Below are 17,228 nucleotides of genomic sequence, written 5' to 3' on the forward strand. Positions count from 1 at the left end.
ATTTATTTCGCTTCAGCTTCCATGCGGTCACAATTTGGGGCAATATGACTATAGATGGTTTCCAAATGCTCCAACTCTAATTTGTTGCTGATGACATCATTAAATAATTGCTCGACGGCAGCCGTCATGGCTTTTTCATCCGGCTGGGCGTCAGAGGATTCAACTTTTGCCTGCTGAATCTCGTACAATTCTTGTAAAAGGTTGATCAGGCGATGGCGGAAGTGAGAAAGTTGAATTGAAGTGGGTGCATCGGCATTTTCATGTTTAACATGATAGTCAAAGTACCGCTCCAGTTTTTCAACCGTATTCAATGATAGATTATCGACCCGTCTGGTGTGGTTTCTTAATCTGATAATAATTGAGGAGTTAACCCCCGTTAACTTCTGGATTTGATAGGCACTGTCATCACTATCGAGGACGGCCTGGATCTTTTCTCTAGTATTCATATTCATTTCCCCCAAATGACTAAAAATTTGATGATAAAAGCTCAGAACCTGTACCTGTTTACCCTGTCACAATTACCATATGACAAATGTCATATACTGTCAAACTTTTGAAAACTTGACGGGAAAATGGATTAGCCAATTCGTAATTCAGTAACGAGTTTTGTGTCGACGATCGGCGCATTGCCTTCGCCTTGATGGTGGACAACGCGATCAAGCAGGTCGTTATCAATAATGTATTGGTCAAAAAATTGCTTTGTCGGAACTTCTAACAAGCTGCGGTCGTGGGACTGTTCAAAAGCAACCTGATCAAGCACCAAATTTTGAGGGGTTGCAGAAAAAATATTATAAATTGCTTTGAGGGCAACCTCTCCTGATTTAAGAATGTGCGTATCTAAATAACTTCTTAGGAATAGCTGATGGCCTTCAAAAATCGTATCACTTGAATGTGACTCCAGAACTGCCCGATAGCGAATCTCGATGGTATCAGGGCGGATCTTATTAATAAATCGAACGCGAAATAATTCCATTATTCTCAGCTCCTTTACTACATCATATGATAAACTGATTAAGGAGTGCAACTTTGATTGATTATGCGAAAATGTTTGCGTTTTATCTCACATTCAATTATTATATATATTAATTCGTTTTTTATTCGATTTTAAAAATTAAAATTTAATAAGCTGGGAGGTGTTTATTATTCTAAGTCGAACAAAACAGTATTTGAGAAAAAATGGTTATTTCTATAAAAAAGAATATATTCGGCCTTTATTGACCCCGGACAATATTTACATTTTTAGATTTGGTCGTGAACGCTTGGATAACCGGCTTATTATTCGATACAGTCATAAGTGGACTGGCAGACAACGAATCAACGAAATTGATTTGCGTCTGCATAAGCAAAAGCATCCCCGGATTTTTGAAAATGAATCTGAGCTACTTAATTACTTGGAAGGGCACCTTTTGAAGCATGAAGCTAAGGTTCGTGCTCGAGAGAAAGAGAAACAAAAGGAACATGAGCATGAAGTATCTGACAGTGCGTCTAAGTGAGATAGATTCTAACAGGAAGCTGGTTTTTGCCTAAATTGGGCTGAAGCCAGCTTTCACTTTAGAATCAGATAAAGGAGAAATTCATGGATTGGACTGAATTATCAATTATCACAACCAGCGAAGCAGTTGAAGCTGTTTCTAATATTTTGATGGATCACGGCGCAGCGGGTGTTTCCATTGAAGATGCCAAAGATTTCGAAAAACTAAAGCCGGGACGCTATGGTGACCACGGGGAAATCGTTGATCCAAAAGATTTAACCCATATTTCTCAGGGAGCTATTGTGTCTGCTTACTATCCTAATAACCAGCAGATTGATCAACAGGCCAATCAAATTGCGGCCAAGGTCCGTGGTTTGACTGCATTTGGACTCAACCCTGGCCCAGTTGAAGTGAATTTAACACCGGTTGTCAACCAAGACTGGCAGACGGCTTGGGAGAAGTACTATCATCCAGTCTCAGTCTCTCGATTCATGACAATTGTGCCCAGCTGGGAGGATTACCAACCTAAAGTTCCGGAAGAAAAGATTCTCCGATTAGATCCTGGAATGGCATTTGGAACAGGGACCCACCCAACGACTCGATTATCGCTTCAAGCCTTGGAAATTGTGATGCAGGGTGGCGAATCGATCTTGGATGTTGGAACCGGCTCGGGCGTACTGAGCATTGCCGCAAAACTGATGGGTGCTGGTGAAATCAACGCTTTTGATGTCGATGAGATTGCAGTTCGCTCAGCCGAAAAAAACATTAAACTCAATCCTGCCGCGAAAGATATTCATGTAGCGGCCAATGACCTGCTTAAAGGAATCCACCAACAAGTTGACATCGTGGTCGCCAATATCCTTGCAGAAATTATCATCCCACTTGTTCCACAAGCGTGGGACAATTTGAAGCCGAATGGTTATTTTCTGACATCGGGAATCATCAAAGATAAATTTGAAACTGTCCGGGACGCGATGGCCGATCAGGGATTTGAAATTATTGAAACTTTGAAAATGAAAGATTGGTATGGAATCATTGCACAAAAGCCAAAGGATGAGGATTAACGATGCAACATTATTTTTTGGATCAAGCTTTAAAAACCGGCGAATCCGTTACATTGCCCAGCAATATTGGCCATCACTTGGGAAAAGTATTACGCGCCGAAGTTGGCGATCACTTTGAATTAGTCGCCCCTGACCATCAAGTTTTTGAAGCTCAGGTAAGCGCATTGGACGGAAATATTGTCAAGGCCAAGATTCTCACTCCAACTAATAAAGATGTTGAACTACCAGTGAATGTGACAATTGTCAGCGGTCTTTCAAAGGGCAACAAACCCGAATGGATCGTTCAAAAGGCAACTGAGCTTGGCGTTGCTCACATTATTTTCATGCCGATGAATTGGTCGGTCGTGAAGTGGAATCAAAAGGCTGCAAAGAAGATTGCCCGCTTGAATGAAGTGGCGTTAAGTGCTGCCGAGCAGTCGCACAGAAACATTGTGCCAACCGTCGAATATCTCGACGGACTGAAGGCCTTAACTCAGTTGGATTTTGACACCAAGCTGGTGGCTTACGAAGAATCAGCGAAGCAGGGTGAAGAAGCTAATTTGGTTAAAGCAGTCAAACAGACTGCAAAGGGCGGTTCGATTGTTGCTGTATTTGGACCGGAAGGCGGTGTCAGTGAGTCTGAAATTGAGGACCTAAAGGCACATGGCTTCATATTAGCTGGTCTTGGTCCGCGCATTATGCGAACAGAAACGGCCCCACTCTATTTCTTAAGTGCCATTTCCGTACTCACCGAACTGAGTGCGTTTGCTGAATAACTTTGACAACAATGATATTATTATGATAAAGAAGAATTGATGAACGCCTGCGGGCAAATGAGAGAAGAGTTGATACAATGGCGACTAAAATTTGGACACCAGACGATGTCATTGACAAGGTTTCTGAATACATGAACAAGGAACATGTTGATGAGATTCGTAAAGCCTATAAATTTGCTAAAATTGCGCATCAATACCAGAAACGGCAATCTGGTGAACCCTACATTACACATCCAACCCAAGTTGCAGGTATTTTAGCCGACTTGCATATGGATCCTGAGACGGTCTCAGCGGGTTTCCTACATGATGTAGTAGAAGATACCGGTGCTACTTTAAGCGACATTCAAGAGCTGTTTGGCCACGATATTGCCCTAATTGTCGACGGGGTAACCAAGCTGTCGAAAATTAAGTATAAATCAAGCGAAGAACGGCTGGCAGAAAACCACCGAAAATTACTGTTGGCAATGTGTAAAGATATTAGAGTCATGATTGTTAAACTGGCAGACCGGCTGCACAATATGCGGACGCTTAAATCGTTGCGCCCAGATAAGCAGCGCCGGATTGCCAGCGAGACGTTGGAAATCTATGCACCCATTGCGGACCGTTTAGGTATTGGAACCATCAAATGGGAGCTTGAAGATATCTCATTAAGATACCTCAACCCTCAGCAATACTATCGAATTGTCCATTTGATGAATTCCCGACGTGACCAGCGGGTGGATTATATTGAAAAAGCCATTAAAGAAGTCAAATCAGCTATTTCTGCTCTTGGCGTCAAAGCCGAAATTTATGGCAGACCAAAGCACATTTACTCGGTTTACCGGAAAATGGTGGAGAAGCACAAGCAGTTCAGCCAGATTTACGACCTGCTGGCAATTCGAGTAATCGTTGACTCAATTAAGGACTGTTATGCCGTTTTGGGTGCCATTCATTCAGAATGGAAACCAATGCCGGGGCGGTTCAAGGATTACATCGCGATGCCCAAGGCCAACATGTATCAGTCACTGCATACCACGGTCATTGGACCTGAAGGCAAGCCTTTAGAAGTACAGATTCGAACCGAGGAAATGCACCGGGTTGCTGAATTTGGTATTGCTGCTCACTGGGCATACAAGGAAGGCATCACGAGTGCCGTCAAAACGTCACAGGACAACAATAAACTCAACTGGTTTAAACAGATCATCGAACTTCAAGAAGATACCGATGACGCTGCTGATTTTATGGACAGTGTCAAAGGTGAGTTGTTTGGAGACCACGTATACGTCTTTACGCCTAAAGGGGATGTCTATGAACTCCCTAAGGGTGCAGGACCACTTGATATGGCTTACATGATTCATACTGAAGTGGGGAATCATACGACGGGTGCGCGGGTCAACGGAAAAATTGTGCCGCTGGATCACCAGGTTAAAACCGGTGATATCGTCGACATTATTACCGCAACTGGATCTGCAGGCCCCAGCCGTGATTGGCTGAAGCTGGTTCACACTAGACGAGCACGAAATAAGATTAAACAGTACTTCAGACAAGAAGACCGTGAGAAAAATATTGATGACGGTAAAAATCTGATTTCAAGGAAACTCCGCGAAGCTGGTTTTGAACCCAGTCGAATCATGATTCCTGATAAATTGGAGAAAGCTGCTGTTGACATGCATTATCAGCACGCTGACGATTTATTGGCAGCAGTTGGTTTCGGCGATGTTCAGCCAACTGGTGTAATCAATCGGTTAACTGAAGATGCCAGGGCGCAACTCAAAAAAGAGCGTCAAGATCAGGCCGAAAAAGAAGTTTTGGAAGGCCACCAGACAATTTCCGAAGATACCGAAAGTACCAAGAAGCAAAAGAAGCGGAAATCTTCAAATGGGATTGTGATCGAAGGCGTCGACAACCTGTTGGTTCGTTTAAGTCATTGTTGTACCCCAGTACCAGGCGACGAGATCGTTGGCTATATTACCAAAGGCCGTGGGGTTTCCATTCACCGGGTCGACTGCCCAAACATTCGGACAGCTGAAGAAAATGGTGAACGATTGATTCAAGTTGCTTGGGCCGACAACCCTGAAGAACGGACAATTTACGATGCCAGTCTCACGGTTCAAGGTTACAATCGGGCAGGCCTGTTAACTAATGTGTTAACGGCAGTCAACAGTGTCACCAAGTCGGTTTCTTCGGTAAATGGGCAGGTTGACAACAACAAAATGGCAACGATCACCCTGGCAGTTGGTGTTCGCAATTTGGAACAACTGGAGCGGTTGATCGGTGCGATTAAAAACGTTCACGACGTTTATTTGGTCGAACGAAAATTTAGATAGGAGTTTAGCTGAATGAGAGTGGTTTTGCAACGGGTTAAAGAAGCTTCGGTCAGCATTGATGGTACAGTACACGGCCGGATCGGCAAGGGATTTGCCCTGCTGGTTGGCGTCAGCGACACTGATGGCGATGAAGAGGTTGAATATCTGACCCACAAAATTAGTAAACTACGAGTGTTTGAAGATGAGAACGGTAAATTAAACCTCGATATTAACGCAGTGAATGGGGCAATTTTATCCATTTCCCAGTTCACGCTATACGCGGACACCAAGAAGGGCAACCGGCCGAGTTTCACAAAGGCTGGGGAACCAGCGCATGCCGACAAAGTTTATCAACAGCTGAATGAAAGTCTCCGACAAACTGGGTTGGATGTCCAGACAGGTGTTTTTGGGGCAGATATGCTTGTGAATATTCAAAATGATGGGCCGGTAACAATTATTTTTGATACAGATAATAAGTGATTTGTTTAGATAAAAAACAAAGTCGAATCGATGTGGTTCGGCTTTTTTAAGGAGTAACAGAATGATTAATCAATTGTTTTGGGATTTTGATGGGACACTTTTTGACACTTATCCAAAAATGGTGACTGCATTTGCACAAGCCTTGGGTGACCTGGAAATCGATGACGTCGAGATTGATAAAGTCCAGATTTATACAATCATGCGCCAACACGATGTTGGAACGGCAATTCGCAAGTTCTCAGCATTTTATGGAATTGATGAAAAAAAGCTGCGCAAGCTCAATAAGCAGTACCAAACCACGCTGGTTGAGGATGCATTACCATTTCCAGGGGCCAAAGAGGTACTTGAACTTGCCACTTCGATGAATGGCCGCAACTTTTTGCTCACCCATCGGGATGACCAAGCGAAAACGATGCTCAAAAAGTTTGACTTACTGGATTCATTTAGTGGTTTTGTGACTTCCAATCAGGATTTTCCACGGAAACCAAAGCCGGATTCAATTAATTGGTTAATTGAAACCAATCATGTGGACAGAAAAAAAGCGATCATGATTGGTGACCGCAAATTGGATGTCGCTGCGGGGCACAATGCAAATATCGCTTCGTGTTTGTTTGATCCTGATGGGACAATTGTTGATTCCGGAGATCCGGAAATCCGAGTCACAGAAATTAATGAACTCGTCCCTTGGCTGACAAACAAATAATTTAATTGTTGGTTTTAAAATAGTTTGCGATGCCGTCAACAACGTCATCAGCAAGCTTTTTTTGATAGGTTGGGTTTTGAATTTGTTTGAAATCTTTGCTGGTATTAATATAACCGCCCTCAATTAAAATCGCTGGGACTGAATTATCACGAATTACTAAGAAGTTCCCGAACTCAACGCCTCTGGAACTGAGTGGCAAGTTTTTCATTTGGTCGTTAACAGACTTTGCCAATTGCTTCGAGTCACCATTGTGGTAGAAATAACAGGTATACCCAGAAGCAACGTTATTTTCATCAGAAGAATCAAAGTGAAAACTGACAAATAGGTTTGCCGAAGAAGAATTGGCAATTTCTGGGCGGGCTGCCAATGGGACGGTTTTATCCGAACTGCGGGTCATGACCACCCGGGCACCACGCGCTTGGAGGTTTCTTTCCACTCGTTTGGCGACTTCGAGGGTGTAGCGTTTCTCGGGCTGTCCCGTCATCGACAGCGCGCCAGTATCAGAGCCACCGTGGCCAGGATCGAGAACAATTGTGGCTTCTGACAGCCGAGTAACATTTTGGACATTACTGTTTTGAACTAACCACGCGGCCACCCAGCCGATCGTCTTGTGTTGATAGATCACCTTAATCCAGTTGCTCTTGCGACTAATCACTTGGAGCCGCTGACCCTGTTTGACCTTTGCCCGAACCGAGTAGGTGACGTCCGGTCCGCTGCGGATATTTAACTGATTGACCTTCACGGTGACTGAATTGGACTCTAACGAGACGATCAGCACAAAGAACGTGATGATGATCGCCAAGGTTGCGACTATCCAGCTTTTGTTTTCCCAAATTCTTTTCACAGTTAAATCTTCCCTCACTCAAATAATAATATTATAGTTGAAATCAGCGCAAGTGGCCAGTCGGATTGGAAATCATGTCGATGTTCCCTTGACATTTGGTGGTTGGTACTCTAACCTTAAAGACAGTTAAATATTCAACCGATAAAAAGAACTATCAGAATAATCGATTTTCAGAGAGCGTTCGGTTGCTGAAAGAATGCATCGATTATTTTGAAGTGACACTTTTTGCTAAAGATGGTTAATAGTGAAATGCTATTCGTGCGAGCGTTATCCTTGAGAAATAATTAAGGTGGTACCGTGCGCATTGCACCCTTGTCTTCGGACAGGGGTCTTTTTTTTCGGAATTTAATATGGGAGGAAACAATTATGAGATATCAACGACCAAAAGGAACGGCTGATATTTTGCCAGGCGAAGCTCAAAAATGGAACTACGTTGAAGAGACTGCCCGGATGCTGTTTAACGATTATCGTTATCAAGAAATTCGGACGCCAATGTTTGAAAACTTTGACGTTTTTTCCAGAACGTCTGGTGATACTTCCGACGTTGTCACCAAAGAAATGTATGATTTTACTGACAAAGGCGATCGTCACATGAGCCTACGTCCTGAAGGAACTGCAGGCGTTGTGCGGGCCTTCGTTGAAAACAAGTTGTATGGACCGGAGCATCCACGTCCCGTTAAAGTCTTTTATATGGGCTCAATGTTTCGTTATGAACGGCCACAATCAGGTCGCCAGCGGGAATTTCATCAAATCGGTGTTGAAGCATTTGGCAGTGATGAGCCTGAATTAGATGTGGAAGTTATTGCAATGGGGATGGATTTGTTAAAGCAACTTGGCTTATCCGACCTCAGACTGGAAATCAACACCCTTGGAGATCAAAAGTCTCGGGATGCTTATCGTCAGGCGTTAATCGATTACCTTGATCCACATTTTGATGAACTAAGTGATGATTCCAAAGTTCGCTTGCACAAAAATCCACTTCGAGTGTTGGATAGCAAAGACAAACGAGATAAGGAAATCGTTAAAGATGCACCTTCAATTTTGGACTATCTTGACGAAAAATCTCAAAAACATTTTGATCGAGTTAAGTCTTTACTAGAAGCATTGAATATTCCTTACGTCATTGATCCTGATATGGTTCGGGGACTGGACTACTACAACCACACAATTTTTGAAATCATGGCTAATTCGAAGGCTCTTGGTGACGGCTACACAACTATTTGTGCTGGCGGACGCTATAACGGATTGGTTGAGCAGCTTGGTGGCCCAGAAATGCCAGGGATTGGCTTTGGACTTGGAATGGAACGCCTGATGGTATTGTTGGAAGCCCAAGGGGTTAAGTTCCCAGTTCTTGATCAGCTTGACGCGTACATTGTTGGCATTGGCGAACAGACCAGTGTTTTGACACTGCAAATTGTCCAGGCATTGCGAGCTGATGGCTTCGCTGTTGATCGAGACTATCTTAATCGCAAACCAAAAGCCCAATTTAAGAGCGCCAATAAGTTGAATGCGCAATACACGATCACCATTGGTGAAAGTGAATTGGAGAATAAGACTGCCAATGTTAAGCAGATGCGTACAGGTAAAGAAGTCACAGTTTCACTCGCTTCAATTTTCAAAGACTTTGATGATATCATTGCCCAATATTTTACAGATGATGAGGAGATTGATTAGACATGAAGAGAACCACTTATGCTGGCCTTGTTGATGAACAGCTCATCGGCAAGGAAGTTGTCCTAAAAGGCTGGGTCCAAAAACGTCGTGACCTCGGCGGCTTAATTTTTATTGAATTACGTGACCGTGAAGGTATCGTTCAATTGGTGTTCAGTGAGGAATTCGGTCAAGATGCTTTAGCCGTTGCCGACAAACTGCGTAGCGAATACGTTGTTGAAGCAAAGGGTAAGGTTGTTGCCCGAGATCCTAAAGAAATTAACCCTAAGATGAAGACCGGTAAGATTGAAGTCGATATTACCGATGCTAAAATCTTGGCAACCGCCAAGACGCCACCATTTTACATTCAAGACGGGATTAACGTTTCCGAAGATTTGAAGCTTAAGTACCGTTACTTGGATCTTCGTCGTCCTGAGATGCAGAAAAACATTTTGTTAAGAAACCGGATTATTCAATCAATTCACAGTTTCTTTGACAAAAACGGCTTCATCGATATTGAAACCCCAACGTTGACTAAATCAACGCCAGAAGGTGCCCGGGACTACTTGGTTCCTTCACGAGTATATCCAGGCTCGTTCTACGCATTGCCACAGTCACCACAACAATTTAAACAATTGCTGATGGGTGCCGGCTTTGACAAGTATTATCAAATCGCCCGTTGTTACCGTGATGAAGATTTGCGTGGTGACCGTCAACCTGAATTTACCCAGATTGATATGGAAATGTCATTTGCCGATCAGAAAGAAATCGAGGATGTCACCGAAGGCTTTATTGCCAAGGTAATGAAGGATGCCATGGGCATTGACGTTAAATTACCATTCAAGCGGATGGACTGGGATGAATCAATGGCTCGTTATGGAACCGACCAACCCGATGTTCGTTTCGGTATGGAATTGAAGGATCTTTCAGATATCATGAAGGACGTTGACTTCAAAGTCTTCTCTGGTGCCGTTAAAGATGGCGGCCAAGTTAAAGCCATTGCCGTTCCTGGTGGTGCTGAAAAGTATTCTCGTAAGGATCTCGACAAATTTGCCGATTACGTTGAACGTTTTGGTGCCAAGGGTCTTGCCTGGTTGAAGGTAACCGATGATGGCTTCAATGGTCCAATCGCCAAATTCTTCAAGGATGCTGATCTGCGTGAAAAGATTTTGGCAAAGGCGGAAGCCAAGCCTGGTGATTTGTTACTGTTCGCTGCTGATAACAGTCGGGTTGTTGCCAACACCTTAGCTTATCTGCGAGTTGAGATTGCTAAGGAACAAAACATGATCGACGAATCCAAGTTTGCCTTTCTCTGGATTGTTAACTGGCCATTATTTGACTGGGATGTTGACTTGAAGCGTTACGTGGCTGCTCACCATCCATTTACAATGCCTAACGAAAATGATGTTCATTACTTGATGAACGAAGGCGAAGACCCACATAAGGCTTATGCCCAAAGTTATGACATCATCTTGAACGGGCTTGAACTTGGTGGTGGTTCAATTCGTATCCATACCAGAGCGCTTCAGGAGAAAATGTTCGAAGCCCTTGGCTTTACCAAAGAGAGTGCCGAAGCCCAATTTGGTTACTTCTTGAATGCTTTGGATTACGGATTTCCGCCTCATGGTGGTCTGGCAATTGGTTTGGATCGTTTCGTCCGTTTGCTTGCTGACCGTGATAACATCCGTGATGTCATTGCGTTCCCTAAGAACTCGAAGGCTGTTGAACCGTTGACCAGTGCGCCACAACCTGTTGCAACCAAGCAATTGGAAGATCTTGGCTTATTCGTTGCCAAATCTGATGATAAGAAGTAATTAACAGTTTTTAAATTAATCAATTTGTATAAAATCCTGTAATCTATTCAATGATTACAGGATTTTTAATGTAATTTTTGTCAATTACGTTTATCATTAGGCAAGACGTTTAAAAAGTTTTCGAAGGGGATTTATTATGGATGATGTTTCCAAATTAATGCGTAGGCATACTTACGTTACCAAAATTTCAACCTCATTTATTTATGCGATTTTAGTATCAATTGCGGTTAATTTTTTCTGGACACCTGGACATATTTATTCTTCTGGGATTACCGGATTTGCGCAGTTGTTGAATACTATTAGTACCCGGGCATTTCCATTTGAAATTTCAACTGGGTTGGCTTTATTCATACTGAATTTGCCATTATTTGTCTTGTCGTGGCGGGCAATTGGCCACGAATTTACGATCTTTACGATTATTACCGTTTTCCTGTCCAGTTTTATGATTCAATTACTCAAACCGATTCCGTTGACCCACGATCCAATTATTTGTGCCATCTTCGGTGGAGCTGTCAATGGATTTGGAACCGGATTGGCACTGAGAAACGGGATTTCAACAGGTGGATTGGATATTTTGGGGATTGTCATTCGCCATCGAACTGGGAATTCGATTGGGACGATTAACATTGCATTTAACTCGTTGATTATCATTTCAGCTGCAATTATGTACGGCTGGCCATATGCGTTTTACTCCGTGCTGAGTTTAATTGTCAACGCGCGGATTATGGACATGACTTATACCCGCCAGCAGCGGATGCAGGTGATGATCATCACGACCAGGCCGAACACAGTGATTGATAGTGTTCAAAACCATTTGCGACGAGGAATCACAATTGTCCATAATGCGGAAGGAGCCTATCAGCATGATGCCAAAACGATTCTATTCACCGTTATTTCACGGTATGAAATGAACGAGTTGGAAGAGGCTCTACTGGAATCGGATCCAAATGCCTTTGCCAGCATCTCTGATTCCGTCAAGATTCTTGGCCGATTTTATGAACCTAAACCTTAACCGGATTTCTAAAAATTTCCTAAGAAACAAGTTCTCCAGAGGGTTTATGTTATAATATTTTTTGTGTGTGATCACAAAATACTGAAATACGGTGAAAATTTTGAAAGTCCTTTACTTATGGCTCATCAAATTATTCTCAATTTTGAATATTTGGCGGCCAAAAAACAAAGTAGTGTATGTGATGAGCTTTAATGATAATGTTGATTTCATCAAGCAATTGGCACAACGGCTACCTCATAAATATGTGTTGTACGTTCTTTATCGACCCAACACGGAAGCTGCCGCGACTGATTTAGCGGCCTTTGGCATCAAAACGCGACCATTTAAAGATGGTTTAAAGTTCGTGATGGACGATGTTTCGTTATTAATGTCGGCTAAGCTCATCATTTGTGATAATTACTATGCGTTTTTGGGTGGTTTAGTAAAGCTGTCGCTCGTCAAAATCGTTCAGATTTGGCATGCAGATGGTGCCATTAAAAAATTTGGCTGGGAGGATCCCACCACTGAGAAGCGCAGTTCTTCTGATAAACATCGATTTCAAAAAGTTTATGATCATTTTGATGAATATATTGTCGGTTCAAAAGCGATGGGCCAAGTTTTTGTCAATAGCTATCATGAAAATTCTGATAAGATGGAATTGTTGGGATATCCCCGTTCTGATCAGTATCTGAGTGAAGATTGGCAGAAGAAGGCACGTGAACGAATTTATCGTTCAGCACCGGAATTAAAGGATCATCGGGTGATTTTGTATGCTCCTACGTATCGGGAACATCAGGACTTTAAGTTACCCAAGGGACTTGGAAGTGCTTTGGCAGCTGATCCCAACGCGTTGGTGGTCGTGAAGCTGCACCCGGTGCTTCGTGATCGGGAAGTCCCAATGAGACGGATTGGTAATCCAAAGATTAAGTTTTATCATGAATTGGAAACTAGCGATCTGTTGGCGGTTGCCGACACCCTGGTGACTGATTACTCATCGGTGGCATTTGACTTTAGTTTGTTGCCAAACGCAAAATCAGTCATTTTTTTCATGTTCGATCTGGATAGTTATCAAAAAGATCCAGGAATTCAGGATGATTTTCTCGACTGGCTACCGGTAGAGCCGGTTTATAAGGTTGAGCAACTCAGAAATGAAATTTTGACATCGAAAGCCGTTAACTTTGATAAGTTTAACGAACATTGGAACACATATAATGATGGCCAGGCTACTGCGAGGGTCATCGACCGTTACATCAAATTCTTAGGGTCTAATTAAGGAGTGCCTCAAATTGAAAGAAGTCAGTACTTTAATAAAAGAGCAATTTCAAAACATTGGCATTATCTTCCGTATTTCAAAGTATGAAGATAAAGCAGAGTATCAAAGCCATTATTTAGGTTTAATTTGGGAATACTTGTACCCATTGATTCAAATTGGTATTTACTGGCTGGTATTTGGTATCGGCTTGAAACATGGGAATACCACTCATGGTGTTGATTATTTGGTTTGGATGGTAATCGGAATTACCCCTTGGTTCTTCATGAACCGCGCCAGCTTGGATGCTTCCAAGAGTATTTATCAGCGGGTAGGGATGGTTTCCAAAATGAAGTTTCCCGTTAGTATTTTACCGACAATTAAGATTGTTAGTAATTTGAGTGCCTTTTGGACGATGTTGGTCTTTTCGATCATCATTGGTTTCCTATACGGTGTCACGCCATCCATTTATTGGATTCAATGGATTTACTACTTCATTTGTATGGTTGCCTGGCTGATTGCCTTCGGGATCTTTAACTCAACCATTTCAGTGCTGGTTCGAGATTACCGAATTTTACTTCAGTCGCTTATGCGGATGCTGTTCTACATGTCTGGGGTTCTGTTTAACTTCCAGACAGATGCTTTCCCAGCGCCATTTGTTCACATCTTGCAGTTGAATCCATTTTTCTACGTGGTTTCAGGCTTCCGTGACGGAATGCTTGGGAGCGCTTGGTTCTGGCAGAAACCAACTTTAACCATTGTCTTTTGGGGAATGATTTTGTTCTTCCTGCTGGTTGGTTCACATCTGCATTACAAGTTCCGTTCAAGATTTGTTGATTTAATCTAGTTTTGAGGGTGAGTTTTTGAAACGTTCAATCATCAATTTTATTAAACTTATAGCCCGCTATATACTCATCGTGATGAACGATGGGTTTATTTGTATGCGAGTAAAAAAAGGCACCGTGTTGTTTGAAAGTTTTAACGGGAAAGATGTGAGTGATAATCCATTTGCTATATACAAGCAACTGATTAATGACCATCCAAGTGACCGTCAACGATACTATTTTAGTGTCAAACCCAGCGAGTATCAGAAACTGAGCAAGCAATATCCAGATATTCAATTTGTTAAACGGTTCACGCCGGGATGGGTAAAATATATTGCCCGGGCTGAATACTGGGTCATGAATTCCCGGATGCCAAAGTGGTGGCGGAAAAACAAGCAAACCGTTTTTATCCAGACTTGGCATGGAACACCACTCAAAAAATTGGGAGTCGATATTGACAACGTTGAAATCCCCGGCAGCAGTACCGCTGAATATCATCAGGAGTTTGTTACCGAGGCAGCTCGTTGGGATTATTTAATTGCCCCAAATCAGTATTCTCATGATATTTTTAAATCAGCCTTTAAGTATTCGGGACAGTTCTTGGACATTGGTTATCCACGGAATGATGTTTTATATACGGGTAACACCGCTGAGAACATCGCACAAATCAAGCAGGCTCTCTTCGGTTTTCAACCGAAACAAATTATCATGTATGCACCAACTTGGCGAGATGACAGTTTTTCCGAGCAGGGAAAGTATAAATTTGAAATGCCGTTTGACCTAAAGAAATTCTTTGAAAACGTTGACTCAAATACATTGTTGGTCATCAGACCCCATTACTTAGTCAAAGATAGGATTGATATCACCGGGTTTGAAGATCGGGTCAAGATTCTGGCAGATGTTGATATTAATCAGTTATACTTGATCACCGATCTTCTCATTACAGATTATTCGTCTGTGATGTTTGATTTTGCGAATCTGGAACGGCCAATGCTGTTTTATCCGTATGATTTGGCACATTATCGCGATCAATTGCGTGGGTTTTATTTTAAATATGATCAGGCCAATCTGCCCGGACCGATGGCAGAAAACCAAGCGGATTTTTATCAAGCTTTGAATGAATTTACTCAAGTCGGCAGTTTTGACAATTTTAGTCACAATCTTCAGGCCTTTCATCAAAAATTCTGCTCATGGGAAAATGGCCAGGCATCTGAAAAAGTTAGTCACTTAATTTTACAGGGAGGAAAACGTCATGAATGATGATCAATTTTTAATTGGGTCGCATGTCAGTATGAACGGCAAGGACATGTTCCTGGGTTCTGCCAAAGAAGCCGCCTCATATGGCGAAAATGTCTTTATGGTTTATACGGGGGCACCCCAAAATACCGTCCGAAAACCGATCGAGAAGCTGAATGCCGACGCCGGCAAACAGTATATGGTCGATAATGGTCTCAAAGAGGTGGTCGTCCACGCTCCATATATCATTAACCTGGGGAACACGTTGAAACCACAAAACTTCACTTTTGGCGTCGAATTCCTGCAACAAGAAATTCAGCGTGCCGAAGCAATTGGCGCTAAAGAGATTGTATTGCATCCTGGCGCTCATGTTGGTGCTGGGCCACAAAAAGCAATTGATCAAATCGCCAAAGGCTTAAACGAAGTGATCGTTCACGACCAACATGTTCAAATTGCATTGGAAACGATGGCTGGCAAGGGCACTGAAGTTGGCATTACTTTTGAGCAGTTGGCCGAAATTATTGACAAAGTTGATGATAATGACAAATTGTCAGTGACGTTTGATACCTGTCACACCAGTGATGCTGGTTATGACATCAAAAATGACTTTGATGGCGTCCTGAATGAATTTGACCATATTATCGGCTTGGACCGATTAAAAGTTATCCATCTTAACGACTCTAAAAACGAGCAGGGCAGCCATAAAGACCGTCACCAGATCATTGGTTTGGGAACGATTGGTTTTGACACACTGAACTATATTGCGCATCATGACCAACTAAAAAGCGTTCCCAAAATTATGGAAACGCCAATTTTGAAGGATCCCAACAATAAAAATATTAAATGGAATCCTCATGGTTATGAAGTTGCGATGCTCAAAAAGCAAAAATTTAATCCCAATATTATCGAAGATATGAAGGCCGGCAAACCATATTAATTTGTTGGTTTACCTAATCTTCAAATTCAGTTGTATCCAAGTTGAGACTCTCCAAAATAATTGTGGCGGTCTCTTCAATTGACTTGTTGGCCACGTTGATGGTTAAGCAGCCAATCTTGCGGTACAGCTTTTTTGCATAAGCTAATTCAGTCTTGATGTTTTTCGGATCTGAGTATGGGGTGTCGGCGTTAAGACCATAAGAAATCATTCGCTGCTTACGAATTTTACTCAATTTTTCCGGCGTGTTCAGCAAGCCGAACATTTTATCTTTATCAATCTCTTCAACTTCTTCTGGTAATTGAAGGTCTGGTCCGATTGGTAAATTGGCTACCCGTTGGTTCTGGTTGGCCAAATATAGGGACAATGGGGTTTTGGAGGTTCTTGAAACCCCAAGTAACACAATGTCAGCTTCCAATAAGCCTTTTGGATTTTTGCCATCATCATTTTCCACAGCAAATTCAATTGCTGAGATGCGTTCAAAATAATTCTGGTTCAAATCGTGAATGAGACCAGGAACATGGGCAGGTTGTTCGCCTGTCACTTGACTAAGCATGTTCATGGGTGTCTGAACACAATCAAAGTCATAGATGCCATTTTCTTTACAAAAATCTTTGACCATTTTACTCAGATCAATACTGACCAACGTGTGAAAAATCATCGCTTTTTTGTTGAGGGCAATTTTTAAAATCCCTCGCAGAATGGAGTCGGTTTGAATAAATGGGAACCGTCGAATTTCTGCCTTAACGTCCGGAAATTGAGATAGGGCCGTTTGCGCAATGGTCAGTGCGGTGGCACCACTAGAATCAGATATAATAAATATGTTTTGAGTTTCCATGATAAAATAACCCCCAAATTTATATTTGCTAATTAAATATTAACATGCCACAGCAATTTTATCTTAAATCATTGACGATATATCGATTA

The 17,228-nt window shown here is 42.4% G+C and carries 17 protein-coding genes; 13 read left to right on the top strand and 4 right to left on the bottom strand.

The window, feature by feature from the left end:
- Positions 1-2 precede the first annotated feature (2 nt).
- Both FD05_RS08570 and FD05_RS08575 read right to left on the bottom strand, forming a co-directional pair.
- Entirely contained in the window at positions 3-446 is a 444-nt protein-coding gene (locus tag FD05_RS08570; RefSeq protein WP_020280350.1) for a hypothetical protein, read from the bottom strand.
- Between the two features lie 131 nt (positions 447-577).
- Positions 578-973 (bottom strand): hypothetical protein, encoded by a 396-nt coding sequence (locus tag FD05_RS08575; RefSeq protein ID WP_020280349.1) that lies wholly within the window; start codon positions 971-973, stop codon positions 578-580.
- Between the two features lie 160 nt (positions 974-1,133).
- On the opposite strand from FD05_RS08575, the gene FD05_RS08580 reads away from it, so the two are divergent.
- From FD05_RS08580 to FD05_RS08605, 6 genes are all read left to right on the top strand, one after another.
- Entirely contained in the window at positions 1,134-1,493 is a 360-nt protein-coding gene (locus FD05_RS08580; RefSeq protein WP_039932389.1) for a hypothetical protein, read from the top strand.
- Positions 1,494-1,576: 83 nt separating this feature from the next.
- Positions 1,577-2,536 (top strand): 50S ribosomal protein L11 methyltransferase, encoded by a 960-nt coding sequence (gene prmA, locus FD05_RS08585; protein WP_020280347.1) that lies wholly within the window; start codon positions 1,577-1,579, stop codon positions 2,534-2,536.
- 2 nt (positions 2,537-2,538) lie between these two features.
- Positions 2,539-3,291, top strand: a complete 753-nt coding sequence (locus FD05_RS08590) for a 16S rRNA (uracil(1498)-N(3))-methyltransferase (protein WP_020280346.1) — start codon at positions 2,539-2,541, stop codon at positions 3,289-3,291.
- Positions 3,292-3,368: 77 nt separating this feature from the next.
- Positions 3,369-5,597 carry a RelA/SpoT family protein gene (locus FD05_RS08595; RefSeq protein WP_020280345.1) on the top strand — a complete coding sequence of 743 codons (2,229 nt, stop codon included), beginning with the start codon at positions 3,369-3,371 and terminating at the stop codon, positions 5,595-5,597.
- A gap of 12 nt (positions 5,598-5,609) precedes the next feature.
- Positions 5,610-6,056, top strand: coding sequence for a D-aminoacyl-tRNA deacylase (gene dtd, locus FD05_RS08600; protein WP_039932383.1), 447 nt, complete (start codon positions 5,610-5,612; stop codon positions 6,054-6,056).
- Between the two features lie 61 nt (positions 6,057-6,117).
- The gene (locus FD05_RS08605) at positions 6,118-6,759 is read left to right on the top strand and encodes an HAD-IA family hydrolase (RefSeq protein ID WP_020280343.1); all 642 of its coding nucleotides are present in this window, start codon (positions 6,118-6,120) and stop codon (positions 6,757-6,759) included.
- A gap of 1 nt (position 6,760) precedes the next feature.
- Here the strand turns inward: FD05_RS08605 and FD05_RS08610 are convergent, their stop codons facing one another.
- Complete coding sequence (locus FD05_RS08610) at positions 6,761-7,603, bottom strand: N-acetylmuramoyl-L-alanine amidase family protein (RefSeq protein WP_020280342.1); 843 nt, start codon at positions 7,601-7,603, stop codon at positions 6,761-6,763.
- 366 nt (positions 7,604-7,969) lie between these two features.
- On the opposite strand from FD05_RS08610, the gene hisS reads away from it, so the two are divergent.
- The 7 genes from hisS to FD05_RS08645 all read left to right on the top strand — a co-directional run bounded on the left by hisS (position 7,970) and on the right by FD05_RS08645 (position 16,304).
- Entirely contained in the window at positions 7,970-9,277 is a 1,308-nt protein-coding gene (gene hisS, locus FD05_RS08615) for a histidine--tRNA ligase (RefSeq protein ID WP_020280340.1), read from the top strand.
- A 2-nt stretch (positions 9,278-9,279) separates the two neighbouring features.
- Entirely contained in the window at positions 9,280-11,067 is a 1,788-nt protein-coding gene (gene aspS, locus FD05_RS08620; RefSeq protein WP_020280339.1) for an aspartate--tRNA ligase, read from the top strand.
- 136 nt (positions 11,068-11,203) lie between these two features.
- Entirely contained in the window at positions 11,204-12,079 is an 876-nt protein-coding gene (locus FD05_RS08625; RefSeq protein ID WP_020280338.1) for a YitT family protein, read from the top strand.
- Positions 12,080-12,179: 100 nt separating this feature from the next.
- Positions 12,180-13,331 (top strand): CDP-glycerol--poly(glycerophosphate) glycerophosphotransferase, encoded by a 1,152-nt coding sequence (locus FD05_RS08630; protein ID WP_020280337.1) that lies wholly within the window; start codon positions 12,180-12,182, stop codon positions 13,329-13,331.
- Positions 13,332-13,344: 13 nt separating this feature from the next.
- Positions 13,345-14,154 carry an ABC transporter permease gene (locus FD05_RS08635; RefSeq protein WP_020280336.1) on the top strand — a complete coding sequence of 270 codons (810 nt, stop codon included), beginning with the start codon at positions 13,345-13,347 and terminating at the stop codon, positions 14,152-14,154.
- Between the two features lie 16 nt (positions 14,155-14,170).
- Positions 14,171-15,391 carry a CDP-glycerol glycerophosphotransferase family protein gene (locus FD05_RS08640; protein ID WP_039932382.1) on the top strand — a complete coding sequence of 407 codons (1,221 nt, stop codon included), beginning with the start codon at positions 14,171-14,173 and terminating at the stop codon, positions 15,389-15,391.
- Complete coding sequence (locus tag FD05_RS08645) at positions 15,384-16,304, top strand: deoxyribonuclease IV (RefSeq protein ID WP_020280334.1); 921 nt, start codon at positions 15,384-15,386, stop codon at positions 16,302-16,304. The genes FD05_RS08640 and FD05_RS08645 overlap by 8 nt, the downstream gene beginning before the upstream one ends.
- Before the next feature lie 13 nt (positions 16,305-16,317).
- Here the strand turns inward: FD05_RS08645 and FD05_RS08650 are convergent, their stop codons facing one another.
- Positions 16,318-17,139: a pyruvate, water dikinase regulatory protein gene (locus FD05_RS08650; protein ID WP_020280333.1), complete on the bottom strand. Its 822-nt coding sequence runs from the start codon at positions 17,137-17,139 to the stop codon at positions 16,318-16,320.
- Between the last annotated feature and the right edge of the window lie 89 nt (positions 17,140-17,228).

It is taken from the genome of Lentilactobacillus otakiensis DSM 19908 = JCM 15040, assembly GCF_001434145.1.
Lineage (GTDB): Bacteria > Bacillota > Bacilli > Lactobacillales > Lactobacillaceae > Lentilactobacillus > Lentilactobacillus otakiensis.

Bases quoted from the DNA above. Each gene is read 5' to 3' on its own strand.
- FD05_RS08595 (WP_020280345.1), top strand. From the start codon at position 3,369: ATGGCGACTAAAATTTGGACACCAGACGATGTCATTGACAAGGTTTCT.
- aspS (WP_020280339.1), top strand. From the start codon at position 9,280: ATGAAGAGAACCACTTATGCTGGCCTTGTTGATGAACAGCTCATCGGC.
- dtd (WP_039932383.1), top strand. From the start codon at position 5,610: ATGAGAGTGGTTTTGCAACGGGTTAAAGAAGCTTCGGTCAGCATTGAT.
- FD05_RS08590 (WP_020280346.1), top strand. From the start codon at position 2,539: ATGCAACATTATTTTTTGGATCAAGCTTTAAAAACCGGCGAATCCGTT.
- FD05_RS08570 (WP_020280350.1), bottom strand. From the start codon at position 446: ATGAATACTAGAGAAAAGATCCAGGCCGTCCTCGATAGTGATGACAGT.
- prmA (WP_020280347.1), top strand. From the start codon at position 1,577: ATGGATTGGACTGAATTATCAATTATCACAACCAGCGAAGCAGTTGAA.
- hisS (WP_020280340.1), top strand. From the start codon at position 7,970: ATGAGATATCAACGACCAAAAGGAACGGCTGATATTTTGCCAGGCGAA.
- FD05_RS08650 (WP_020280333.1), bottom strand. From the start codon at position 17,139: ATGGAAACTCAAAACATATTTATTATATCTGATTCTAGTGGTGCCACC.
- FD05_RS08645 (WP_020280334.1), top strand. From the start codon at position 15,384: ATGAATGATGATCAATTTTTAATTGGGTCGCATGTCAGTATGAACGGC.
- FD05_RS08625 (WP_020280338.1), top strand. From the start codon at position 11,204: ATGGATGATGTTTCCAAATTAATGCGTAGGCATACTTACGTTACCAAA.
- FD05_RS08605 (WP_020280343.1), top strand. From the start codon at position 6,118: ATGATTAATCAATTGTTTTGGGATTTTGATGGGACACTTTTTGACACT.
- FD05_RS08575 (WP_020280349.1), bottom strand. From the start codon at position 973: ATGGAATTATTTCGCGTTCGATTTATTAATAAGATCCGCCCTGATACC.